The organism is Mycoplasma enhydrae (assembly GCF_017116825.1).
Taxonomy (GTDB): Bacteria; Bacillota_I; Bacilli_A; order Mycoplasmatales; family Metamycoplasmataceae; genus Metamycoplasma; species Metamycoplasma enhydrae.
The window spans coordinates 188,790-213,136 of sequence record NZ_JAFIRD010000001.1 but is presented as its reverse complement, the minus strand read 5'-3'; the positions used below and the strand labels follow the sequence as shown (position 1 = coordinate 213,136).

Below are 24,347 nucleotides of genomic sequence, written 5' to 3'. Positions count from 1 at the left end.
AACTTAGGTAATAATTCTTTGTTTTTAAAAGAACATTTGTAATAAATGATTATTTGGTATTTCAATCAATTTCTTTCTTACTTAACTTTTTAAGTTTTTCATTTATCTTTAAAAATACATTAGTGTTTAAAAAGTTTCGGCTGCAACTTAAAGGAGAAGGATGAGAAGTTTTAAATACTATATGATTAGACAAATCAATATTTTTTATAACACCATTAGCATATTCACCCATTATCAAAAATATAATGTTCTTTTTAATACCACTTATAGTTTTTAAGAAATTATGATTAAATATTTCTCAACCAAAATTTTTGTGTGCTAAAGGTTTTGATTCTTCGACAGTTAGAATGTTATTAATCAATAAAACACCTTGACTTTTTCAATAGCTTAAATCATTTACTAAAAATAATGATTTAGGATATGAATTTTTAATTTCTTTAAAAATATTTTTTAATGAAGCTGGAGTTTTAGTGTTAGTTCTATTTGTAGAAAATGCCAGACCATTTGCAACTCCTTTTGTTGGATAAGGGTCTTGACCGATAATAATTACTTTTAAGTTATCAAAATCAAAATTTTCATAAGCCGAAAAAATTTCTTCTTGTTTTGGAAAAATTTTGTTGTAGCCTATAGTTTTTAACTTGTTTGATAAAGTCTTAAAATAATCTTTTTGACTTTCTTGTTTTAAAAATTCTTGAAAATTAAAATTCATGTTTAACTCTTTTTTTGCCTTCGAATTGATATTCGATTAAATAAAGTTTTCCATTACTAAAATCAATTGATATAGGACTGCTAATTTTTTCAATTGAAGCTCTAAAAATTTTTAGACGTTTATTTTGAAAAAATATAAAAGCTCCAGGTTGGTCATTGAATGCTCTAATTTTTGCCAAGGCTTTTTCTTTTGAATCATTTAAAAATAATTCAGCATCTTCATTTTTTATTTTAGGTGCAAAAGTAACCAAATCTTCATTTTGTTTCTTTGCTTTAAAATCACCATTATAAATTTTGATTAATCAATTACCAAGATTTAAAGATGCTAATTGTGCTAATTTATCAAATATTTCCAAAGCTGTATCATGTTTTTTTATTTCAATCTGTTGTGAAAAAAGAATATCTCCAGCGTCCATTTTATTAATCATATAAATTAATGAAATTCCGGTTTTAGCTTCATTGTTTAATAAAGCATGCTGAATTGGTGCTGCCCCTCGATATTTTTCTAATAAACTACCATGAACATTAAGACTTGAATTTTTAGCTAGTTCTAAAATATTATTTGGTACAAACTGACCAAAACTAGCGGTTATAAAAAAATCAAAGCGCATATTTTTTAGATCTTCATAAATTTCATTAATTTTATTAGGTTGAAACAATTGAATATTATATTTTTTAGCTAAAGAAGCTACTTCAGTTTCAATGATTTTTTTATCTCGAGATAATTTTTTATTAGGTTGGCTTATCAAGGCACATACTTCAAATCTTGAATCTTCAATTAGTGATTCAAAAATTGTTTTAGAAAAAGAGGCTGTACCAGCCAAAACCAATTTTATTTTTGACATAAAAAAATTATATTATATATTGTCAAAATATAGTTCTAATCTACTAATTAATAGCACCTTTGTTTAACTAAAAAAATGCAAAGCTTAATTGGCTCAAGCTCTGCATTTTGACCTATTTTTTTGATTCAATATTGTAGTAATTTTGATATCAATCAACATTTATTCTTATTAGTGCGTTTAAATAAAAAGCAAAAGGGACAGATATTATCAAAATTCAAAACAAACTCAAAAAAGTCAATATGGCTTCTACGTTACTGCTTAAATTTAAATTATATGTAACTCAAAATAATGTTGTTATGACCAAATTGAATAACAGCAGTGTTATGAAAGTAGACATATAAATTGTTTTAGTTTTTTTATCCATTTGTCAATGTTTTAAAACTATGAAAAAAGCAATTGCTGAAATTATTATTAATGACAATCAAATAAGTTTAAAAATTATATATTGATAAATAATATAAGTTGGTCCATATTCTGTTCCATCGAGTCGCGCAAATTGACTCGAGGATCTAATCATAAACAAGAAAATATAAATTATTGTAATCATGTAATAAAGAGGCTGACTTATAATTGAAAATACATTTGAAATAATAACATCAAACCTGGCATTCTTTTTTGATTTTTCTTTCATTTCAGAACAGACTTTCATCATTGAAAAAATATATTCCATTTTTGTTTCAGCAATTGAAAAAGTTGATAATTTATTATTTTTTAAAATACTTGTTAATTCAGATTTTTTCAACTTGTTTATTGAAAGAAAGACGTTTAAAGCCTCAAAATTTTTATCAAATTTATATTGTTTTATTAGGTATGTCAAAACGGTATATTTATTTATTGGTATATTATTTTTTTCAAAATGTAATAATGTCAATTTATAATCCAATATATTGTAATAATCAAAATATTTAGCAATATGTAAAATTTTTGGTTCAGTACTTTTATCAATTTTTGATTCAAGAATACTTTTTCTTATTTCTTTTATGTATGAATATTGAAATGAAACATAAAAATAAGGAACCAAATATTTTAAAAATTTGTAATTATTAATGTCTTTATAAAGAATTATTTTTTTGAGGAAAATAATCTTCAAAGGAAAATAAAAATTTAAAATTATTAGAAATGAAGTAATTAATAGAATTCTATAGTTAACATCTATTTTGTTACCAATTAGTAAAACTATTCCCATTACTAATATAGCACTAAAAGTAATCGTTAGAAAGTTTCAAGTAACTAATTTTGATAAAAGGACTCTACCATTTTTAGTTTTCTTGAAAAGAATTGTTTTAGCATCTTCAATATTTTGTTTTAATTGTTGATTCATATACTCCTTAGCTCATACAAATTAATTTAAATACATTCTTTTATCTAAATTTTAACATTAAAGAAAAGGTTGCTATAAACGTTTTTAGTTTATAACTAAACTATAGCCTTTTTAGGATTAAAAAAAGTTAACCAATAGGTTAACTAATATTCTAATAAAGTGTAATAATATTTTCCATCTATATCTTTGCTAAGTTCAAATTTTTCATATATTTGACCAAGCAGTTTTGTACCAAAATGTCTATAAGGTGATATTACTCTTTTATCATTATTATGTTTTTGTAAGAAATTATTTCCTAAATTGTTATATTTATTATCATTCAATAATGAAAACACCTCACTTGAATCATTTAAATCATATTTTTTATCATCATTAAAATCAATTCATAGTTTTACATCAAACTGTTTGTTTTTAAATTTATTGTTTAATTCTGTAGAATTTATATTTCTAGCTATATAAGAAACATATTCACTGTCTTCTTTAAATAAATTGCCATATATTCATTTTTCTGTTCAATAATTAGCTTGTTCATTTTTTTTAGATCAGCCATCGTATATTGAATTTCATTGTTTTTTAGCTATAAAGTTGTAATCTTGTAAAACAATATTATTTTTAATGAAATTTGTAGGATCGTTTTTAGCTACAAAAATTAAAGCCACTTCTTTATTTTTGTAGATGTTTTTTTGTTTAGGTAATTGGAAATAACCACCTAGATTTATTTCATTACTATTACTATTATTTAAATTGTAATGAGCAAAACTAATTAATTGTCCTCAACCCATTAAATCTATATAAGCTTTAAAAAGACCTTTATGAAATTTATCTCCAACACCTTGAAAAGGTTTAATATATTCACCACTTAAGTGATTTATTTGTTGACTAACAAAATGCTCAATTTGATTTTTAAAAACTCAATTAGGAGCATACGCATTTATATAGTTTCAATCTGATGTGTTTTTTCAAAATGAAATTGTTTTTAGGGCATCATCACCAATGGCACTAAAATGCGCTTTAAAACCATTATTTCTTATTTCAGTTTTAAAATATAAGAAGTTTTCTTCAGGTTTTCTTATATCATAAAACGCACCATTTGGACCTAATGATAGTTTTATTAATTCTCTTGGAAATAATTCAGCCATTGAAAATAAATAATCAATTGATTTTTTATCTACAGGAGCAGTGTATGTAATCTTTTGTCTAGAGTTATTAGTAAAATAATGTTTACCATCATATAGTTTAGATTCAATTTGACTTTTTTCATAAGGAGAAATATTTAAGTTAACTAATCTAAATAAATCATTTGAACTAATGTCTTTATATACAGGGATTTTGTTAGATGAATGTTCAAAATCATTTTTGTTTCGCATATATTTATAACGTTCAGAGTCATTAATGTCATGATAATTTAGATTAGCTCTAAATTCATTAATAAATTTATTGTTATTTATTCTTTTGCCATTTGAACTACCACCATGATCATGACCATCTTTTAACTCGTTTTCAACTAAATCATCATTAGCAAAAATATCATTTTTTTTGGTTGATCTGTTGTAAATATTATCAATGTGGTGTGCATATTCATGCATTAAAGTTCCAAAAACCATTTCTACTCTTTTACCAACAGTAGTATTTTTGATTTGAATAGCATTATTTTCTACAAAAAGTTTTGGGAAAATGTACATTTCTTGTTTTCCAGTATAATATAGACCATTTGCATTGCCAGAACCTTGAGTTTCAAAATTTATGTATACATTTTTTAGAGCATTAATTTCTGGACCATAGATACCTCTTTTGATAAACATATTGTTTAATATGGTTATACCTTCTTCTCCAAGAAAATAAAATTTTTCTGTCTTGCCATCTGGGTATTTAAAAATGAAAGGATTTTCTTTAATACTTAAATTACCATATTGAAAATCAGGATTTATAGCTTGCTTTCCTTTGATTTTTTTATCATTAAAATGTATTACTTCATCTTCATCTTTAAAGATCTTTATCATTCCTTTTCTATGTTCAGATTCTTCTCAATAATCAGGTTCCTTTTTTTGACTATTTTGGTTATTTTGATTATTTTGTGTTAATGAACTTATATGCTTGTAGCCATAATAAATGCCTACTGAAATTCCTATTAAAGTAATGATAGTAATAAAAAGTGTTAAAAATACTTTTCCAACTATGCTTCTGCTTCTCTTTGGTTCCATATTATCCTTTCATGCTTATAAAATTTATGTCACAATTATACTATTGTTATTTTATTTTAAACACAAGTACTTAAGTTTGCTTTCCATTTACTAAAAATTAGAGACTGTTAAAGACCCTGTGTTCAACAAAATGCTTAGTTAGAATTAATTTTATGACACTAAATAAAAGCTATTATATACATAATAAGTTAAAATTATATTTACTAAATTATTAAGTGTTAATTTGGTTTATAATTAATAAACTAATTTGACTTAAATTATGACTTTTAAAAATAAATTTGTAAAGGAGATAAGCATTATGGATAAAAAATTAATAATATTTACAGGTCCAAGTGGTGTGGGAAAAGGCACGATAGAAAAATCTTTATTTGATAATAAGGAATTAAAACTCAAACTTTCTGTTTCAATAACAACAAGACCTCCAAGAGAATCAGAAATTGATGGAGTTCATTATTATTTTATTTCTAATGATATGTTTCAAACATTTGTTGCAGAAGAAAGATTATTAGAACATTCTAAACATTTTGATAATTATTATGGAACACTGCGTTCTGAAATTGCACACATTTATGAATCAGGTAAAATTCCTTTTTTAGAAATTGAAACAAACGGTGCTAAACAAATTCTTGAAAAATATAAACAAGAAAAAAGAGAGCATGAAATTTGTTCAATATTCTTGATGCCTCCATCATTATCTGAACTAGAAAGAAGAATTGAAGGCAGAAAAACAGAAACTGAAGAATTAATTACTAAAAGACTAAAAAAAGCAAGAGAAGAAATTGCTTTATCTAATCTTTTTGATTATGTTGTTGTTAATAATTCTGTAGAAGAAACACTAAGTAAAATAACAGCAATAATAAAAGAAAATTTTTCAAACATTATATATGAAAAAAATAAAGGCGAAGCTGGCAGAAAGGCATAATTTTTAATGAAATACATTGTTAAAAGTGATAAAGGAAAATATCGATCAGAAAACCAAGATAGTGCTTCAATTTCTTTTTTAGGAGACTGAACATTAGCTGTATTATGTGATGGAATGGGTGGACATTTTGGCGGTTCAATTTGTTCAACAAAATCAATTGAATTTCTGTTTGAATATTTTCAAACAAAATTTGATGTAAATGTTGATTTTAATAATCGAAAATACATTAGTAAATGATTTAACAATGCAATTAGTTTTATTAAAAAATCACTTCAGGAAATAGTTAAAGAAAATGAAGAGTTGCAAGATATGGGCACTACACTTACAGCTGCCCTAATTTTCAATTTAAATAAGCAAACCTATATTTTTAATATAGGCGATTCAAGAACATATGCATATAATGGTTTTTTATATCAAGTTACAACTGACCAAAACTTATTACACGAATTAATGAGATATAAAATAGTTTCACCTGATTTAGCTAAATTACATCCTGATGCTGATAAATTGGTCAGTTGCCTAGGACCTAATAAAAAACCAAAATGTGATGGTTTTTTACTTAAAGGTAGCGAGGATGTTAAATACTTTGTGCTTACTTCCGATGGTATACATGATTATATGGAAAAACCAGCCATGGAACAAATTTTGCAAGACGAAAAACTAGACTTAGAAAAAAAAGCAAATAAATTAATTAGTGTTGCTAAAAAGAATGCATCAAAAGACAACTTAACAGTAGTGATAGTGGAGATTTAGTATTATGGAGAAGAAATTAAAAAAATATAAAAATGTTAATCAGCATTTTGAAAATTTTGAGCTGATAGGAAGAGGCGGATATGGTGAAGTATATTCAGCCAGTTATATTAATAATGGTACAAACAAAAAAGTTGCCGTTAAGATTTTAACGGTCCCAGATGCAACTAAAAAAGCCACTAATCAAATTCGTTTCAAAAATGAATGTAATGTCTTGCAAAAAATTAGATCAAATAATGTTGTGCGTATGTTAGGCTACTATGTTAGTGAAAATGAATCATATTATGCAATGGAATTAATTAAAGGAATAGACTTAAAAAGCTTGATAGCTAAAAATACAAAAATTCCAATTGATGAAGCTATTAGAATTTTAAAAGAAATTTGCCAAGGGCTAATTGATATCCATAATGCAAATGTTATTCATCGTGACTTGAAACCAAGTAATGTTTTAATTCAAAATATTACTAATACCGTTAAACTAATTGACTTTGGTATTTCTATTGCCGATGAAAGTGTACGTGTTACAGCTGATAACAAAGTTGTAGGTTCAATTCAATATATCGCGCCTGAACTTTTGACCCGTACTGCCAGAGCTTCAGTTAAAAGCGATATATATTCGTTTGGTATTATCATGTATGAAATGTTAGCTGGACATCCGCCATTTCAAGGTTCAGAAGAGCAATCAATTTTATATTTACAAGTTAACCAAAAAATTCCTCCTTTGGAAGGTGTTGGTTCTTCAATTCCTCAAGCTGTTGAAAACATAATCATTCGTTGTACAGCTAAAGATCCTAATTTAAGATATAACAATTGTGTTGAGATTTTAAAAGATTTAAATAAGTGTTTAAGTCCGCAAGCAAGTTTAGAAAAAAGACTTAGACTTGATAAGGACGGCAAAAATGCTGGTTCTAAAAAGTCAAAAAAATTATCAGCAAAGGTGACAATTTCAATAATTGTTGTCTTAACTTTAGCAATTGTTACTACCATATTAGTATTAGTTATCAAAGGTATAATATAATTAAATAATATTTAAATTATTTAAGGTAGGAATATGGAAGTAGGAAAAATCGTCAAATCAGTCGCGGGATTTTATGACATAAAATCTTTTGAAGACAAAAAAGTATATCGTGTTCGTGGTAGTGGCAAACTAAGACTTTTAGACATGAAACCCATTGTGGGCGACAATGTAGAATTTGAAAAAGGAAGTTTTATTCATCGAATTCTGGGAAGAAAAAATTTCTTTATAAGACCTAAAATTGCCAATGTGGATCAAGCAATTGTTGTCATGTCATTAGTTGAACCTGATTTTAGTTCCTTGTTGGTTGATAAATTTTTAATTATCATTGAAAGCAAGGGAGTAGAGCCAATAATTGTTTTAACCAAAAAAGATTTAACCTCAAATTCAAAAATTAATTTTTATAAAGACCAAGGGTATAAAGTTTTTGAAATCAACTATGAAACTCAAGATGGCTTTGAAGGTTTAAAAGAAATTTTTAAGCACAAAACTAGTTTTTTTGTAGGTCAAACAGGTGTTGGTAAAACAACTCTAATAAATTATTTGGCCAATACAAATTTTGAAACACAAGCAATTTCAAAAGCTTTAAATAGAGGAAAACACACTACGCGAGAAGTTAGTTTAATTGATTTTAATGGAGGAGAAATTATTGATACTCCTGGATTTTCTTCAATTGAATTCGATTTGACAATAGACGAAATGCCCACTGCCTTTAGTGCTTTTAGAAAAGCATCGTTAGATTGCAAATATCGTAGTTGTAGACATCATCATGAAAAATTAGAAGACTGTGAAGTTAAAAAACAAGTTGAATCTGGCAAAATTAAGAAAGAAAGATATGCTAACTATGTCAGTTTCCTAGAAAGAATGATAGGTCCACTTTATTAAGGAGAAACATGAAACAAATTAGTCCTTCAGTTTTAGATGTAAAACATGAAGAATTTTTAGATTATATTAATACCCTTGTTGACTGAGGTGTCAAAAGAATCCATTATGATGTAATGGATGGTTGTTTTGTTCCAAATAAGGGTATTCCAGAAAATTTAATTCTTGAAACTATTAGCAAAGCTAAAAAACATGAAATTGAATTTCATTTAATGGTTAAAGATGTTTTCCAATATTACAACATTTATTCAAAACATAAAGGCTTATTAATTTTTCATTATGAAGCAATGAATAAACAAACATTGGAAGAATTAATTAATAAAGCTAAACATGATAATGTAAAGTTGGGATTAGCAATTAATCCTAATACTAATGAAAAAGAAATAATAAATTATCTAAAAGATTTATCACTAATTTTAGTTATGAGTGTAAATCCAGGTTTAGGTGGCCAAAGTTTTATTGAAGATTCATATAATAAAATTTCAAATTTAAGAAAATATATAGATAAAAACAACCTAAAAACAATCATAGAAGTTGATGGCGGTGTTAAGCAACACAACATCAAAAAATGCTTTGAAGCAGGTGTTGATGTGGCTGTAGTTGGTTCATATTTAGTTAACAATTTTTCAAAAAAAACTGTTGAAGAATTACTTGATTAGAAATTATTAATAATAAAAACAACAAATAAAAAAAATAAGATATAATTTAAATGCTTTTAATAGCAATAAGAAGATTCATTTCTCACCTAAGTGATTTTTTGCTGGGTCGCTACACATAAAGATCTTGATATGTTTATTTTGTAGTTTAGGGAAGTGGATAAACCACTTTTTTATTTTATTTAAGGAGGAAGTTATATCACAAAATAACTCAAACTTTGCAGGTAATCAAAACAGAAGACCAAAATCAGAGCACGTTGTAAACAATGCTATTCCTTACAAGAAAGTTTTTGTTTTAGGGCCAGAAAATGAAAAAATAGGTGTTTTAACCAAAGCAGAAGCATTGGATAAAGCAGCTGAATATAATATGGATTTGGTTCTTATTTCGATTGAAAACAATAAGCCAATTACAAGAATATTGGATTATGGAAAATTTAAATATGACCGTAAGAAAAAACAAAAAGAAGTTAAGGAAAAGCAATCAAAAACAATAAATCGTGAAATTAGATTAACTCCACTTATTGGGGATCATGATTTAGAAACAAAAGCACGTAAAACTCGTGAATTTATATTAGAAGGTAACAGAATCAAAATTTCTGTTAAATTTAGAGGAAGAGAACGTGCAAGAATTGAATTAGGCGAAGAAATACTTCGAAAATTCTATGCCCTGGTTGAAGATATAGCAAAGATTTCAAAAGAAGCAACTTTAGTTAATGAACGTTTTTTAGATATGTATATTGAAAAAGACAAGCGTAAAGTTGATGCTTTAAACAAACAAAATAACGAACCTTCAGACAAACAAGGAGAATAACATGCCAAAAATGAAAACCAAAAGCGGTTTAAAGAAAAGGATTAAAATAACCGCTACCGGTAAAGTAAAACGTGGAAATGCATATCGTTCACATTTAGCTCAAAATAAAACAACAAAACAAAAACGTCAATCTCGTAAATCTTCAAAGCTTTCAGCATCTGATTTCAAAAGATATAAAGAATTAATTTAATTAATCATTAAATAGAAAGGAATTATTATGCGTACAAGAGGTGGAACAGTTACAAGAAAAAGACGTGGAAAATGACTAAAATTAGCTAAAGGTTACTGAGGACACAAATCAATTGGTTACAAAGTAGCTAAGCAAGCTGTTGTTAAGTCATGAACATATGCTTTTAGAGATAGAAAACAACTAAAACGTGAATTTCGAAAACTTTGAATCGCACGTATTAATGCTGCATCAAGAATCAACGGTATTACATACTCAAGATTAATCGAAGGCTTAAAAGCAGCAAATATTAATATAAACAGAAAAATGCTTTCAGAATTAGCAATTAATTACCCAACTTCATTTGCAACAATCGTTGAATCTGCTAAGAAAGCTTTATCATCAAAATAATCAAAATAGCGACTGAAAAATTAGCACAGTCGCTTTTTTATGTCAAAAATTAAGATAATAAAAATAAAAAATAAAATTTTGCTATTATTTTCATAGATTAATCAAATGGAGGGTTTATGAGTGATAAAAAAGATGATAAAGAACTAAAAACTGAAGTACCAGTTAATATTGGTACAGATACACAAAATCAAATCAAAACAGAAGAATATCGAGCCTTAGTTAAACAAAGAAAAATTAGAAAAGCTAGCGGGAAAAAAGCTACACCAATTACTGAGTTAAATAGATATGGAGTTAACTTTTTTAATGTCTGAAAAAAGTTTCCTAAAAAAATGCTTATGGTGTTTATTTCAGCTATCTTATATAACGTAGCTATTGCCACATTTCTAGCAAAAGCAGCTACTGTTGCCACTGGAGTTTCAGCTATTGTTCAATCATTAACTTTTACAGTGTCTGCAACAGCACCATATTTTGCTTATATTTATTTTGCAATTAATTTACCATTGATTATTTTCTTTTGAAAAAAGAACTCCAGACTCTTCATGATTCTTACTACTTATTGATTATTATGACAAGTATTATTTCAATCAATATTATTAATTGGACCTGCCGGGTTCTTTTTCCAAAAAATATCAATATACTATGTTAACTGATATTCACCTGTAAAAGATGGGGCTAATAGTTTTAAAGTTTTAGTGCCTTGAGATGTTTACGGTAGTTATTCAACAACATATAAAGAATTATTTAAATGAATTGAAACAAATCCTTCAAATCCAAGCGGAATATATATCTTAAGTGCTAATGTGAGCCATGAATTAGGTATGATTAAGGTAATAAATCAAATCCAATTGGACCAACTTAAAAAATTCTATACTGCAGTTCAATCTGGTTTTCCAAATCCTACATGACCAATTATAGTTTATACAATTATAGGAGCTTCTATGGCAGGTATAGCAGGTGGAATAGCTTGAAAAAATTCGGCTTCTACAGCAGGAGGAGATTTTATAGTTTATTATATTTCACGTGTTAAACAAAAAAGTGTCGGAAGCATTTCAACAATAGTGGCTTTATGTTTCGGAGCATTTTCAATTCTAGTTATAACAGCTGTTGAAATAGCTGGAATTAAAGCTGATAGACCTTTAAATGTAGCTTCATTATTACTAAGAATTTTATGTTCAGTAGCATATGTATTTATGTACACTTCATTTATAGAACTAATCTTCCCTAAATATAGAAAAATAAAAATTTCAATATATACCAAAAACCCTGACAAAATCATCCAACACTTTAAGAATATTCAATACTGACATGGTTACAATATTGCTAAAATAACTGGTGGATATACTAATACTGATACTTATAAAATTGAGACATTTGCCCTTTATCTTGAACAGAATATGATTAAAAACGAGATTTTACTAGCCGATTTAGAAGCTTGAATTACTGTAACAAGAGTACATAATATTATTGGTAAATTTAATACTTCTAAAGTTGAATCTTAAAATAAAAATAAGGAGTTAAGATGAATAGAAAAATAAAATGTCCAAAATGTCAAGAAGAATTTGAAATCACTCAAGATCATTATGAATCTATTGTTTCACAGGTTTCTAAAACTTTTAAACAAGAAATCATAGATGAAGAAGCACAAAACCACCGAAGAGCAATTGAACTTTTAAAACAAGAAAACCAAAATAATATAGCTGCTACTAAACAAGAAATTAAAAGTGAATATCAAAATATCATTAATGATCTTCAATTACAACTTAAAACAACCAGAGAAAACTTAAGACTAGAGCAAGAAAAATTATTAAATGCTCAAGAAAAAGAATTTAATGGTCAAATTTTAGAAAAACAAACAAAAATTCAAAACCTAGAATCAAAACTAAAAAACTATGATGATTCTAAGAAATTGGAAATTGACAGTCAAATAAATATTCAGATTCAAAAATATAATGAACTTAAGTCAGAATTTAATGCTATTAAAGAAAAATCTAAACAAGAAAAAGAAGATTTAGAAAAAGAACTTGCTAGATTAAGAGAACACAAACTTTCTCTTTCTATAAAACTAATTGGTGAAGATTTAGAACAACATTGTTTAAATACTTACAACCAATATTTAAGACCCAATCTTAAAAATGCAATATTTGCAAAAGACAATGATGTTTTAGAAGGGACTAAAGGTGATTTTGTTTTTAGAGAAACAACAGATGATGGTATAGAATTTGTTTCTATCATGTTTGAAATGAAAAATGAAAGTGAAAATAGTACTAATAAAAAGAAAAATGAGGACTTCTTCAGAAAGCTTTCAAATGATAGAGATAAAAAGCGTTGTGAATATGCAGTTTTAGTTTCAATGCTAGAACCAGAAAATGATACATATAATAGTGGAATTTATGATGCTTCAACAAAAGACATGCCAAACTTATATGTAATAAGACCTAATAACTTTATCGCTCTAATTAATTTATTAAGAAATATTGGTCTAAAATCCATTGATGATAAAAGAGAAATTATTGAAAATAAGCGAGCAAATTTAGACTTTGCAAATTTCTCTGAAAATTTAGCAGCTGCTAAAGAAGGTTTTTCAAAAAACGTAGAGTTAGCCAACAAACACTTTGATAATGTTATTGATAAAATTGATAAGTCAATTAAGGATCTAGAAGCAACAAGAGAAGGCCTTTTAAAAACAAAAAAACAACTGTCTACTGCTAATAATAAAGTTGACGACATCACCGTTAGAAAACTTACAAAAAACGCTCCTTCAATAGCAGAATTAATTAAACAAGCAGACAAAAAATAATCCAAAATATCTATTGTAAAACCAAAGCAATAGATATTTTTTATGTCAAAATTCAAATATAAAATTTTATTTTGCAGTAAAAAAAGTAGCAAATGCTACTCTTCACCAACTTCCTTTAATTTTTCTATTCTAGGAATGTGTCTTCCCTCTTCAAATACTTCTTTTTCTCAAGCGTGAAACATATTTTGAACACTCTTATCATCTAATAAACGGCCACTCATACAAAGAATATTAGCATTGTTATGTGCTTTTGCTAGTCTAGCTTCTTCTTCATTGGACACCCGTGCACAACGAATATGTTTAAATCTATTTAAAGCAATTGATATTCCAATTCCTGAACCACAAAAAGCAACATATTTGATATTGCTTGCTTCTGGTGATTTTTTTACTTCATTAGCAAATTCAATTCCTACATCAGCATATGATATAGATGTACTTGAATCGTTTGAACCAAATAATTCAACCTGATAACCATTATCTTTTAAATGTTTTGCTAATTTTATTTTGGCTTCATGTCCACCATGGTCACTAGTTATTTTAACTATCATATTAACTCCTTAATACTTCTCCATCTTCTACTCTAATAATTTGACTTGGTACTTGTGACATTTCGCCAAAATTGTATACTTGAGTTATTTCTGGAAAAATAACTTTAGCATTTTCAATTGATTTACATATAGGTGCATTTGATAGGTTGCAACTAGACATATAAACAGGCCCATTTTTCTCTAAAAAACTTAGTAATTCCTTTTGGTTTGGCATTCTAAAACCCTGGTCATTTACAACAAGTGTAATAGCTCCAGGTCAATGTTTTTTAGCATATTCTTCAGCCTTAGAATTTCATTGTTTAAATTGACGTGCTTGTTTAATTGTAGCCACTAAAATAATTAGTTTTTTATTACGATCTCTACCCTTGATTTGATATATTAAATCTTCTGTTTCTTTATTTACAGGACCACCAATTCCTAGCACGGTATCAGTGGTTGAAATAAACAATTTATTGTACTTCTTAGTCATATTCTTATTATACCAATATACTAAAAAGATATATAATAATACTATGCCAGAATTACCAGAAGTTAGAGTTGTTATTAAAGCCCTGAAAGAAAAAATTTTAAATAAGACTATTGCTGAATTAGAAATTTTAAAGCCTAAATTATTTAAAGAAAAACCAATTGAAACTTTTAGACAAAAATTAATTAATTCAACTATAAAAAACATTGAAAATAAGGGTAAATACATCATTTTTCATTTTAATAATGATGGTGTTTTAATATCTCATCTTCGAATGGAGGGTAAATACCGATTCTTTGAACAAAAGACTAAAAACCACAAACACACAATGGCAAAATTTATCTTTAATGATGGAACTGAATTACACTATTTAGATAGTAGAATGTTTGGGACATTATATTTAAGAAACAATATAAACTGAAATGCAACTTTACCACTATCTAAATTAGCACCTGAGCCTTCTCAAATAAATATTGAAGACTTATATAAAGAAATTTCTAAATCTACAACTGCTATTAAAACAAAATTATTAGACCAAACATTAGTGGCAGGATTAGGTAATATATATGTTGATGAAGCTCTTTTTGCCTCTAAGATCCATCCAGCTACTAAGGCCAAAAATATACCTATAACAAAGCTGAAAGAAATAATTGATAATGGTGCTAAGATTATGGAAAAAAGCTATCAATTTGGTGGAACAACTATCCATAGTTATGAAAGTCTAAATAAACAAATTGGTTCATATCAAAACTACTTGCAAATTCATAGTGACAAAATTAAAAATTGTTTAATTTGTAAAAATGAAACAACAAAAATTAAAATAAATGGCAGAGGAACATATTTATGTTCTAATTGTCAAAAGGAATATTAAATATGGGATTTGAAATTGATTTACATGGCAAAGATTCAATAGAAGCAACACTTAAAGTAGAAAACGCTTTATTTAGCCTAGAACAAAGCGGTTGATATGAGTATGTTGACATAATTGTGGGTAATGGTCAAGGAATTATAAAGCACACTGTTATAGATATTATTGAACAACATGGCAAGCGTTATGAATTCCCTAATCCTAGACAAGCATTGATAAGAGTATATAAAAGATAAAAACTTAATTACAGCTATTTTATACAAAACACTGTAATCGCCACTAAACACTTAATAATTCATTTTAAAAAAGCCGGCAAATTTGCGGCTTTTTGTTAATCATAATTTTCTAGAATTGTAACTTCTTGTTCTAAGTCTTTAACAATTTGTGGAATTAAACTTTCATCATGAATTTGCGCCCCTGAAGCCCTGTGATGACCACCACCACCTCATTTAACAGCAACATTTCTAACACATGCTCCTGTGGATCTAAATTCACATCTAATTTGGTTTTTATCTTCTTCAGTAAAAAATACCCAAGCTTTATTATCATCAATGTTAGCTAATGTAAAAGGTCTATTAGCTTTCAAAGGGTCTAGTATTCCTAATCTATGTTGGTCCTCAAGTTTGAAATAAAAAGAAACTACTTCATTGTTAATGTTCATATTTTGTTGAATAAATGAATTAATTTTAATGTCAACTAAAGATTTTTTAGCCATTTCATAGTGGATTAAATCTTTTTTTGCTCCTTTTGAATATAATCAAGCAACTAAGTGCATTGTTTTATCATCAACTAAGTTGGTTGTTAATCTTACTGAGTCTGTATAAATTCCTAAAAATAAATAAGTTGCAGCTTTAGCATTAACTCTTCAGTTTAAACCATATGCCATTTCTGCTATTTGTTGTGCAGCAGCAGGTGACATAGGATCAACTCAAGATAATGAAGATTCTAAATCGTCATCATTAGGGTGATGATCTATTCTTATAACTTCGCTGAATAATTTTTCATCTAAATAATCACGACATTCTATACGTTCTTTAAAATTAGCATCTACTATAATTGCAATAGAGTCATCTAAAGGTTTCTTTTCTAATTTGTCCATGCTAAAATCTAAATAAGAATAGCTATCTTTTGAATCTCCTATTGCATAAACATTCTTATCAGGTCAGTTTTCTTGAATTAAATTCTTTAGCCCAAATTGAGAACCCAAACAGTCTCCATCAGGTCTTATATGGTGAAATATGACAACATTTTTACGGTTTTTAATCTTTTGCTCTATGTCTTTAAAAATTGCCATTCTTTCATCATTAATTTTTATCATATTTAGCAACCTCAGCTTTAAGTTCATTAATTATTGATTTCATATCTGTTTTTGAGCGGCATGTAGCACCTGCGGCCACTTCATGTCCTCCTCCAGGCTTGTATTTAGCACATATGTGATTAATTCAAACACTGTTAGATCTAACACGAGTTCTAATAGTTCCGTCTTCCATATCAATGAAGAATACTCAAACTCTACAATCTCCAATATTTGCTAAAATATTTACATCATTTGCTTCATTTTCAGATAAACTAAATTTCTTTTGAATTTTCTTAGTTACATGAAAATATAACACCTTGTTTTCAGATTTATATTTAGATAAAACATAAGCTGCAAAACGAACTTTTCTTTCATCTCTTTTTGATAATTGAAAATTAACATCTCAAACCTTGAAATCATTATTTTTGTGTAAATATGACATAACATCAAAAGTTCTTTGAACAACATATTCATATTGAAATCTTCCGGAATCGGTATTAATTCCTAAATAAATATATTCTGCAGCCTTTTTTGTTACTTCTCATTTCATTTTCATTGCGATATAACCAATTTGTTCAGCAGCAGCAGCATATGTTGCATCTTCTCATGTGTAATCATAATTTATATCTGGATCCACAGGATGGTGGTCAATTCTTAACATATGACTAAAGTTTTTTTCTAAAATGTAGTTTGCAAATTGTATACGATTTGAAGAGTTTGCATCAACTACAACCCCTAATGAATTTTCAAAATGTTTTTTAGGAACATCTTCAAATTTATCAAAATCTCATTTCATAAATGGAAAACTTCCAATTGCATCTCCGAAAACATAAACATTTTTGTTGGGATAATTAGTTTTGATTAATTCTCTTAAACCAAATTGAGATCCTAAACAGTCTCCATCAGGTCTAATGTGATGAAATATAAAAATATTATCATGTGCTTCAATTGCATCTTTAGCAATTACTCAAGTATTTTTTGCCATTTTATTCTCCTCAATAAAATAATATTATTCTTAAATTAATAATAATTGTTTAATTATTTATATATATAACATAATTATTATAATACTTAAAAACCTAAAATGACAATATAGCGTGAGCTATAAGAGATTTAAAGTTAGTAAAAAAGCCTCATAAATTAATGAGGCTCTTCTTAAATTAAAATACTTTCAATTTATTTATAAATTCTATTTCTTTTTAGTGATGAAATATTTATCATAAATATAATCATCAGCTGCATGAAAAATTTCTCTAATGTAATTAAAATATGTTTTATATCTCTTTAAATCGTTTTTTCAAACTAATTTACGATTTAAATTTTTTGAAAAATCAATAGCTAAGTAAACATCAAAGATGCCAAATTCTTTTGTTGTTTCAATTATCATTTTTTGAATTAACATCCTAACAACAGGACTATTTATATCAACGTCTTTTTTGTAGTATTTACATTCAATAGCAGCAAATACACCAAAATAAATATTTAGACTTGATATTTGATTTGAATATTGTTCATTAAAAAGGTCATTTGTTTGTTTTTGTTCTTCATCAAGTTCAGAATTTTCAAATACTTTGCTAACGTCAACAGCACTTTTGGCATATTTGTTTTCAGACCTTAAAATAAGTATAATTTTAATAATTATTAAAATAAATAAGACTAAAAATATGGTTCCAAATACGTAACAAGAAATTATGCCAGCTTTGTTTATTTTGCCTAATACCTTGTTTGCTGCCAAGTATAATAAAATTCCAATAACCAAAAAGGCAAAGATTACAATAAACCCTAGGACATTAAATATTTTATCTTTGATCTCTTGTTTTTTTATTTTTTGATCTTGCATTATAAAATTTCTCCCTTGAATTGTTTAAGTTTATCATTTTTTAAATAACCTCGACCTTCTTTAGCAATTAATTTATCATTTAATTTCGTAGCATCTGCGCTAAAATTAACTCAAATTTTTAGCAATGAAGCTCCGACTCCATATGTGTCAACTGGCGTATTTTCTTCTTCAAACTCTTTAATTCTTTTAGCATTAAAACCACTAGAAACAGTTATTTTTACATGTTTGCCATTATTAGCATCCAAAGCTTCTCTCAATCGTTTTACTTGAGTAGGTGTTACTCCGTATTCTGCTTCCCCTTCGGTAAACATTTTATCAATCAGTGCTTTTGATGTGTCAATTCGAACTGCTTTTAGAGTGCTTCCAAATTTTTTTAAACAAGCTAACGAATCAGAAATAACATCATTATGGAAATCTACTAATGCATAAAGGTTATCATTAGGAAAAGCTTTATGATATGCCTCTGTGGCTTTTACTACATCTCCTTTGAACATTTGAATTAGCGCATGCGGCATACTGCCAAACGTTCTAGCCAAATCATAGTTTGAGCTTAATAAAGTGGAATGATTTTGAATTCCACCAACCTTAAGAGCATAAGCATCATTTGGTTGGTTAATATAATGGTCTGCTCGATCTGCCATACTTACTACTGTTTTTCCATTAGCAGCTTTTATAACATTATAAGCATTAGTGGCAATAGAAGTTTGTCTTGCTAAAATTCCATCAATCATACCTTCTCAAATACCAAAATCATAATAGCGTCCTTCCAATTCTAAAACTACTTCACGATTGTGAATAATGGAACCTTCAGGTAGGTAACGAATTATATATTTTGAAGTATCTGTGTTTTTACATAATAGTTTTAAAACTTCATTAATTCCACATAATTTAATATTATTGTGGCGTTGGAAAAATTGCAAAGTTACAATATCATTCTTACGATACTTTTGAGCAATTTTTTTAGTTTTAAAAAAATATATTGATATGTAGTCTTTTAATTTCATCTTTTTTCCTTATTTTGATTTAAAAAACAAAAGCATTTTGCTTAATATAATAAAATTATATATCATAATAAATATTATGTTATCTGGAGAGTAATGTGAAAAAAGATGTAATAGTTGATCCTTGTGCTAAAATGAGAAAAATATGCTACAATCAATACATTTTAGGTGCTTCTTTTTTAGTTATTTTAAGTGCTTTTATAGGTGTATTGTTAGCAATTTATTTACCAGATTTTGAGATTAATAAATCATGAACTTCTAATTTTAGTTATATTTTTATTGCCATCCTATTTGCTGGAATTATTTTTGCTATTATTCTAAATTCAGCTTTTGGTTTTAAATTAGCTAAAGAAATGAACGATAAAAAACTCTCTAAATATTTTATTTTTTCAATTATATTTATTATTCCATTTTTATCACTATATTCAATATTTGCTTCAGCAACACTTTTAAAGGAAAAATTATTGCCAAAACCTAAGAAGCCTAAAAAATCTAAAAACAAAGTTAACTAAAAAATCAAGTGATTAAGCGCACTTGATTTTTATGTTTGCATTATTAAGCAGTAGCTTCTTTTTTAAATAATCATGGTTCCAATTTGTGTTTGTATCATTTGGTTTTTTGGATATAGTGAACTGCAATATGTTGACATATAGTAAATAGTCCACCAATTACTCAATATATTTGTAATCCAGCACTAAAGAATAGACCTATAAATACAAATACAATTGGGATTATCATTGCCTTTTTATTTGATTTTTTCATTGCAGCTTGCTGATATGCATCGGCTCGAAGCGATTTTTTCTTCCGCATCTTGAGTATTTTAGGCATAAATTGAGCGAGTAGTTGAACTCCAGTTGAGAGTAAAACTATCGGCAAGTACTGCATTTCTTTGGCTCTAAAAATTCTAGAAACTGAAGTTGCAGAAAGTTGAATTGTATATAAAGTAACTTGTTTGATTTCTGGAGAAGTAGATACAATTCTAAATACCACAATTAAAATTGGTAATGTTATAAGTGAACTTACAAATTGTGCAACAGGAGAAATTTTTTCCTTTTTATATAATTCACTTATTTCCATTTGCTTACGTTGTTGCATTTGCTTATCATATTTGTAAGCTTCATATTTAGCTTCAATTTTTGCTTTCTTTTGATTTAATTCTTCCATTTTATTAGCACTAAAAATACTTTTAGCTGATAGGAAGAATGTTACCAATCTAACAATAATTACAGTAACAACTAAAGCTAATATAACACTTCAACCTGTTGTTCCAAGAGACCTTATGATTGAATTCATAAAGTGTGTAAATGGATGAACAAAGATTCCATAAAATGGTCCATGGTTTCAGAATTCTTTATAAGTACTTATTGGTTTATGTGGAACCAAAGCATCTGAGTTAAATAATTTAAATTTTCAATGATCAGGCTTATAGTTACCAGCTTCATTAATTGAACTTACATAATAATGGTTAATATCTTTTCCAAAATCGAGATCATTTGAAGGGCGGTTTGTTTTGACAAAAGATGTCATTGATAAATAGCTTTTCATCATTTTTGAAGCACTAGAGAATAATACATTTAATGCTTTGCCTTCTTCTTCAGTAAAAGTAAGAGTTCCAGGACCTACAGAGTTTTTGAAAGAAAGAATATATTTATTTCATTCATCTATTAATTGTTCTCTAGGTAGTGCTTTTAGTTGTTCAATAGTTTTAGCATTTCTCTTTGCTATTGTTTGACCAAACATTGAACTATTATTTTTATCATTTAATCAAGTATTAAATGTTTCAATTATTAAACTAGTTAAAATATCAGATAACAAGAGATTATAAATATCAGAATTACTTGTTGCAGCTAAAGATACTTTAGCCACTTCCAATGATTTGATGTGTGTGTAGTCATGATGAGTTATAGAGTCTTTTCCGCTCTTTGGTCATTTTTGGTAAGATTCAAATAATAAATTAATTGGCACATATATATCACTTAATTTATTAACAGGATTGTAAATTTTTGTTTTTCCGTTGCCTTTGCCATCACCAAAGTTAACATAAATGTGTCTTTTACCATTTCCATATACAACACCTTTTTTACCAGGCTCATTTTTAATTTCAATATTTGAAATATTTTGTCAATCTGCTGAATTAGAACTTGGATTTTTTATATTTTCTTTTTGTTTTTGAAGTTGTAAAGCAAAAGATGAACCGCCATAAATTCCATATTGTCCACCTGTTTTATCATCTTGGTCCCTTAGAGCTTTAATTTGTTCAGGGTCATCAAGACCTAAATAAGTGTTTGCGGCAATACCACTATCTTTTTGCAAGTTAACATTTTCGAATTCGTTTTTAAATTTGTTTCATCTTAATGTAACTATATTGGGTGAAATATAATCTTTTTTAGTTAAAACTTCTTGCCCTGAACCGACTTTAACCCCAGATTTGGTTGCAACTGACTGAATACAGCCTACTAAACCAATTCCAACAAAGAAAATAATTAAAACAATTTTAATTCATTTCCAAACTTGCTTCATTACAGATTTGGGATTCTTTGCTTGTGGCGTTTGATTCATTCTAAATGCATCATAATGTTTAGAACTATTATTCTTTGCCATCTGTTATCCTTTCATATATTTTATAAATAGCTTCTTTTTTTTGTTCTCACGTAAGAGCAAAAAAACTTTTTCTAGCTATCAGTATTGTGTCATAATTAATCTTACTAGTATCCATTTTTCTAAGAATTGATCTAATTTGATTTCGATAATGATTTCTTTTAACGGCATTCGCAAATTGCTTAGGTATTGAAATTCCTACTCTAAAGTAATTAGACTTAGTAAAATAAATAATCAAATTTCGAGAAATGACTTGGCTTCGGGTATCAAGAATTTTTTGAAATTCTCAATTTTTTTTAACAGTATTTTTTTTATTCATATTTTATTTATTTGTTAAAAATTTAATACATAAAAAAAGCATCAAAATTATTTTTCATCTGATACAGTTAGTCTATGTCTTCCTTTAGCACGTCTTGCTGCTAAAATTTTACGACCATTTTTAGTTTGCATTCTAGCCATAAATCCATGAACTTTAATATGTTTACGTTTTTTAGGTTGATATGTTCTTTTCATAAATAATTTCTCCTTTTTATAAGTGTCTAAAAATACTAGAATATATTTTACCAAAAAAAATAAAATTTTTCGGCTATATTATTAATTAAAATTAATAACGAAATTCACTACTGAAATTTTGAAATCATATTGTCTAAAAACATTGAATTTTAAGGTATTTTTTAGCTTTATTGACAAGAAAAATTTTGATAAAAAAATAATGTCAATAAACAAAATTCATTACATTTTAGTCTTAAATTAACCTTATTTTATTGAAAGGATTATGTCAATAAAATGTCAATAAATTTTTAAAAATCAGTTTTATTTTCATTAATTCCAGAAATATTTTTTTATTAAAATATAATTCTAAATATGAAATATGAAGAAAAAGAAATTAATCTAAGTGTTAGTAATGGTATTTTACAAACAGAACTAAAAAATACTGCAAGTGACCGCATGATATACAATAACTTTTTTTCTGATTTAAGGCTAGTTCATGTTGATAAAAACTCGGCATATATTCAATGTTGACCATCAATTATTGAATATGTTAAAACAAATTTTTTTCAAACAATTCAAAGAGCTGTATCAAATAGTTTAGAAAGAAAGATTAATTTAATTTTGATTTCTTCTTTGGATGAAATAGCTCAAGTAATTGATAAGAAAAAAACAGAAAAAATGATTACAGAATCAACTAAAAGTAATGTAAAAGATGATTTAACTTTTAGTAATTATGCTACAGGTAATTTTAATAAAATGGCTTTAAAGGCAGCAAAAAAAATTTGTGTGAACTATGAAGATATTTCCAACCCTTTATTTATTCATTCAAATAGTGGATTAGGAAAAACACATTTATTACATGCCATTGGTAATGAATTAAACAACCAAAATAAGAAGTGTTTATATATTAATCCTGATAATTTAACACGGCAATTAGTAGAGCAACTAAAATCTAAAAATCAGGAACAGATTAATAAAATTGTAGATCATTTAACTTCTTACGATTGTTTGATGTTTGATGATGTTCAGCAATATGGTAATAAAGAAAGCACACTGAATGTTTTGTTCAATGTCATTAATACAATGAAAACAAATGGTAAACAAATTATATTTTGTGCTGATAAAGAACCTTCAGATTTAGGTGGGTTTGAACAAAGATTCATTACTAGATTTCAAGGCGGCTTAATTATTGAAATTAATAAGCTACAAATGGATGATGTTATTTCAGTTCTTAAATTTAAGCTTTCTGAAAATGGAATTGATCCAGAATTATGAGAAGAAGAATCATTAAGATATATTGGGCGAAATTTTTCTACTTCAATTAGAGCTATTGAAGGAGCAATTAGTAGAATAAAATTATTTGCAGAGGGTGATGATTTTTTTACATATGATTTAAGAACCATTCAAAATATATTCAAAAATGTAACTAAAACGGAAGAAAATATTACACCAGAAAAAATACTTGAAACAGTTTGCAAATATTATGGAATTGAAAAAAAACAAATTAAAAGTATTAGTAGGTCTAAGGAAGTGGTTATTCCAAGAAAAATTGCAATCTATTTAATTCGAAATAATTTTGATATGACATTGCAAGAAATTGGAAAAATGGTTGGAGACCAAGCACATTCAACAATTATTGCTTCGTTGACATGAATTAAAAATAATATGAAAAAAAATGCTGCTTTGCGTACAGCAATAGAAAAAATTCAACTTTCATTTAAAAAAGTTGTCTAAATAACTTTTAAGCAAGGA

27 protein-coding genes are annotated in these 24,347 nt (G+C 26.9%); 14 read left to right on the top strand and 13 right to left on the bottom strand.

Annotation, left to right across the window (positions count from 1 at the left end):
• Window positions 1-49: 49 nt before the first annotated feature.
• From JXZ91_RS00960 to JXZ91_RS00945, 4 genes are all read right to left on the bottom strand, one after another.
• Window positions 50-709 (bottom strand): uracil-DNA glycosylase, encoded by a 660-nt coding sequence (locus JXZ91_RS00960; protein ID WP_205851143.1) that lies wholly within the window; start codon window positions 707-709, stop codon window positions 50-52.
• On the bottom strand, window positions 699-1,553 hold the full coding sequence (fmt, locus tag JXZ91_RS03580) for a methionyl-tRNA formyltransferase (RefSeq protein ID WP_205851142.1): 855 nt from the start codon (window positions 1,551-1,553) through the stop codon (window positions 699-701). Before fmt ends, JXZ91_RS00960 begins: the two co-directional genes overlap by 11 nt.
• Before the next feature lie 112 nt (window positions 1,554-1,665).
• A complete protein-coding gene (locus JXZ91_RS00950) occupies window positions 1,666-2,874 on the bottom strand; it encodes a hypothetical protein (protein ID WP_205851141.1) in 1,209 nt (402 codons plus the stop codon).
• Between the two features lie 143 nt (window positions 2,875-3,017).
• Window positions 3,018-5,075, bottom strand: coding sequence for an MYPU_1760 family metalloprotease (locus tag JXZ91_RS00945; RefSeq protein WP_205851140.1), 2,058 nt, complete (start codon window positions 5,073-5,075; stop codon window positions 3,018-3,020).
• Between the two features lie 298 nt (window positions 5,076-5,373).
• On the opposite strand from JXZ91_RS00945, the gene gmk reads away from it, so the two are divergent.
• The 10 genes from gmk (at window position 5,374) to JXZ91_RS00895 (ending at window position 13,485) form a co-directional block, all read left to right on the top strand.
• Window positions 5,374-5,997, top strand: coding sequence for a guanylate kinase (gene gmk, locus JXZ91_RS00940; RefSeq protein ID WP_205851139.1), 624 nt, complete (start codon window positions 5,374-5,376; stop codon window positions 5,995-5,997).
• Between the two features lie 6 nt (window positions 5,998-6,003).
• On the top strand, window positions 6,004-6,750 hold the full coding sequence (locus JXZ91_RS00935; RefSeq protein WP_205851138.1) for a PP2C family protein-serine/threonine phosphatase: 747 nt from the start codon (window positions 6,004-6,006) through the stop codon (window positions 6,748-6,750).
• A gap of 4 nt (window positions 6,751-6,754) precedes the next feature.
• Window positions 6,755-7,765: a serine/threonine-protein kinase gene (locus JXZ91_RS00930; RefSeq protein WP_205851137.1), complete on the top strand. Its 1,011-nt coding sequence runs from the start codon at window positions 6,755-6,757 to the stop codon at window positions 7,763-7,765.
• A gap of 33 nt (window positions 7,766-7,798) precedes the next feature.
• Window positions 7,799-8,647 carry a ribosome small subunit-dependent GTPase A gene (gene rsgA / locus JXZ91_RS00925; protein ID WP_205851136.1) on the top strand — a complete coding sequence of 283 codons (849 nt, stop codon included), beginning with the start codon at window positions 7,799-7,801 and terminating at the stop codon, window positions 8,645-8,647.
• 8 nt (window positions 8,648-8,655) lie between these two features.
• Window positions 8,656-9,303: a ribulose-phosphate 3-epimerase gene (locus tag JXZ91_RS00920; protein ID WP_205851135.1), complete on the top strand. Its 648-nt coding sequence runs from the start codon at window positions 8,656-8,658 to the stop codon at window positions 9,301-9,303.
• Window positions 9,304-9,427: 124 nt separating this feature from the next.
• Window positions 9,428-10,111, top strand: coding sequence for a translation initiation factor IF-3 (infC, locus tag JXZ91_RS00915; protein WP_241006051.1), 684 nt, complete (start codon window positions 9,428-9,430; stop codon window positions 10,109-10,111).
• Between the two features lies 1 nt (window position 10,112).
• Window positions 10,113-10,301 (top strand): 50S ribosomal protein L35, encoded by a 189-nt coding sequence (gene rpmI / locus JXZ91_RS00910; RefSeq protein WP_205851134.1) that lies wholly within the window; start codon window positions 10,113-10,115, stop codon window positions 10,299-10,301.
• A 24-nt stretch (window positions 10,302-10,325) separates the two neighbouring features.
• On the top strand, window positions 10,326-10,688 hold the full coding sequence (gene rplT / locus JXZ91_RS00905) for a 50S ribosomal protein L20 (protein WP_373422507.1): 363 nt from the start codon (window positions 10,326-10,328) through the stop codon (window positions 10,686-10,688).
• 116 nt (window positions 10,689-10,804) lie between these two features.
• Window positions 10,805-12,187, top strand: a complete 1,383-nt coding sequence (locus JXZ91_RS00900; RefSeq protein WP_205851132.1) for a DUF2179 domain-containing protein — start codon at window positions 10,805-10,807, stop codon at window positions 12,185-12,187.
• Between the two features lie 20 nt (window positions 12,188-12,207).
• Window positions 12,208-13,485 carry a DUF2130 domain-containing protein gene (locus tag JXZ91_RS00895; RefSeq protein ID WP_205851131.1) on the top strand — a complete coding sequence of 426 codons (1,278 nt, stop codon included), beginning with the start codon at window positions 12,208-12,210 and terminating at the stop codon, window positions 13,483-13,485.
• Window positions 13,486-13,580: 95 nt separating this feature from the next.
• Here JXZ91_RS00895 and JXZ91_RS00890 read toward each other — a convergent pair whose 3' ends face one another.
• Both JXZ91_RS00890 and JXZ91_RS00885 read right to left on the bottom strand, forming a co-directional pair.
• Window positions 13,581-14,033 (bottom strand): RpiB/LacA/LacB family sugar-phosphate isomerase, encoded by a 453-nt coding sequence (locus tag JXZ91_RS00890; RefSeq protein ID WP_205851130.1) that lies wholly within the window; start codon window positions 14,031-14,033, stop codon window positions 13,581-13,583.
• A 1-nt stretch (window position 14,034) separates the two neighbouring features.
• On the bottom strand, window positions 14,035-14,502 hold the full coding sequence (locus JXZ91_RS00885) for an L-threonylcarbamoyladenylate synthase (protein ID WP_205851129.1): 468 nt from the start codon (window positions 14,500-14,502) through the stop codon (window positions 14,035-14,037).
• Window positions 14,503-14,545: 43 nt separating this feature from the next.
• Here JXZ91_RS00885 and mutM point away from each other — a divergent pair, with 43 nt between their 5' ends.
• Both mutM and JXZ91_RS00875 read left to right on the top strand, forming a co-directional pair.
• The gene (gene mutM, locus JXZ91_RS00880) at window positions 14,546-15,370 is read left to right on the top strand and encodes a DNA-formamidopyrimidine glycosylase (RefSeq protein ID WP_205851128.1); all 825 of its coding nucleotides are present in this window, start codon (window positions 14,546-14,548) and stop codon (window positions 15,368-15,370) included.
• A 2-nt stretch (window positions 15,371-15,372) separates the two neighbouring features.
• Window positions 15,373-15,603 carry a Smr/MutS family protein gene (locus tag JXZ91_RS00875; RefSeq protein WP_205851127.1) on the top strand — a complete coding sequence of 77 codons (231 nt, stop codon included), beginning with the start codon at window positions 15,373-15,375 and terminating at the stop codon, window positions 15,601-15,603.
• A gap of 95 nt (window positions 15,604-15,698) precedes the next feature.
• On the opposite strand, the gene nrnA (JXZ91_RS03575) is transcribed toward JXZ91_RS00875, so the two are convergent.
• The 4 genes from nrnA (JXZ91_RS03575) to JXZ91_RS00855 form a co-directional block, all read right to left on the bottom strand.
• Complete coding sequence (gene nrnA / locus JXZ91_RS03575; protein ID WP_205851126.1) at window positions 15,699-16,685, bottom strand: bifunctional oligoribonuclease/PAP phosphatase NrnA; 987 nt, start codon at window positions 16,683-16,685, stop codon at window positions 15,699-15,701.
• On the bottom strand, window positions 16,672-17,649 hold the full coding sequence (nrnA, locus tag JXZ91_RS03570; RefSeq protein ID WP_205851125.1) for a bifunctional oligoribonuclease/PAP phosphatase NrnA: 978 nt from the start codon (window positions 17,647-17,649) through the stop codon (window positions 16,672-16,674). Before nrnA (JXZ91_RS03570) ends, nrnA (JXZ91_RS03575) begins: the two co-directional genes overlap by 14 nt.
• A gap of 204 nt (window positions 17,650-17,853) precedes the next feature.
• Entirely contained in the window at window positions 17,854-18,504 is a 651-nt protein-coding gene (locus tag JXZ91_RS00860) for a hypothetical protein (protein WP_205851124.1), read from the bottom strand.
• A complete protein-coding gene (locus tag JXZ91_RS00855; RefSeq protein ID WP_205851123.1) occupies window positions 18,504-19,508 on the bottom strand; it encodes a nicotinate phosphoribosyltransferase in 1,005 nt (334 codons plus the stop codon). Before JXZ91_RS00855 ends, JXZ91_RS00860 begins: the two co-directional genes overlap by 1 nt.
• Window positions 19,509-19,603: 95 nt before the next feature.
• On the opposite strand from JXZ91_RS00855, the gene JXZ91_RS00850 reads away from it, so the two are divergent.
• The gene (locus JXZ91_RS00850; protein ID WP_205851122.1) at window positions 19,604-20,017 is read left to right on the top strand and encodes a hypothetical protein; all 414 of its coding nucleotides are present in this window, start codon (window positions 19,604-19,606) and stop codon (window positions 20,015-20,017) included.
• 43 nt (window positions 20,018-20,060) lie between these two features.
• On the opposite strand, the gene yidC is transcribed toward JXZ91_RS00850, so the two are convergent.
• From yidC to rpmH, 3 genes are read right to left on the bottom strand one after another with little or no spacing between them, the layout of a single operon-like run.
• Entirely contained in the window at window positions 20,061-22,106 is a 2,046-nt protein-coding gene (yidC, locus tag JXZ91_RS00845; protein WP_205851121.1) for a membrane protein insertase YidC, read from the bottom strand.
• Entirely contained in the window at window positions 22,093-22,422 is a 330-nt protein-coding gene (rnpA, locus tag JXZ91_RS03135; protein ID WP_205851120.1) for a ribonuclease P protein component, read from the bottom strand. The genes yidC and rnpA overlap by 14 nt, the downstream gene beginning before the upstream one ends.
• Before the next feature lie 47 nt (window positions 22,423-22,469).
• Window positions 22,470-22,616: a 50S ribosomal protein L34 gene (gene rpmH / locus JXZ91_RS00835; protein WP_205851119.1), complete on the bottom strand. Its 147-nt coding sequence runs from the start codon at window positions 22,614-22,616 to the stop codon at window positions 22,470-22,472.
• Between the two features lie 351 nt (window positions 22,617-22,967).
• Here rpmH and dnaA point away from each other — a divergent pair, with 351 nt between their 5' ends.
• Window positions 22,968-24,329: a chromosomal replication initiator protein DnaA gene (dnaA, locus tag JXZ91_RS00830; protein ID WP_205851118.1), complete on the top strand. Its 1,362-nt coding sequence runs from the start codon at window positions 22,968-22,970 to the stop codon at window positions 24,327-24,329.
• The last annotated feature ends 18 nt before the right edge of the window (window positions 24,330-24,347 follow it).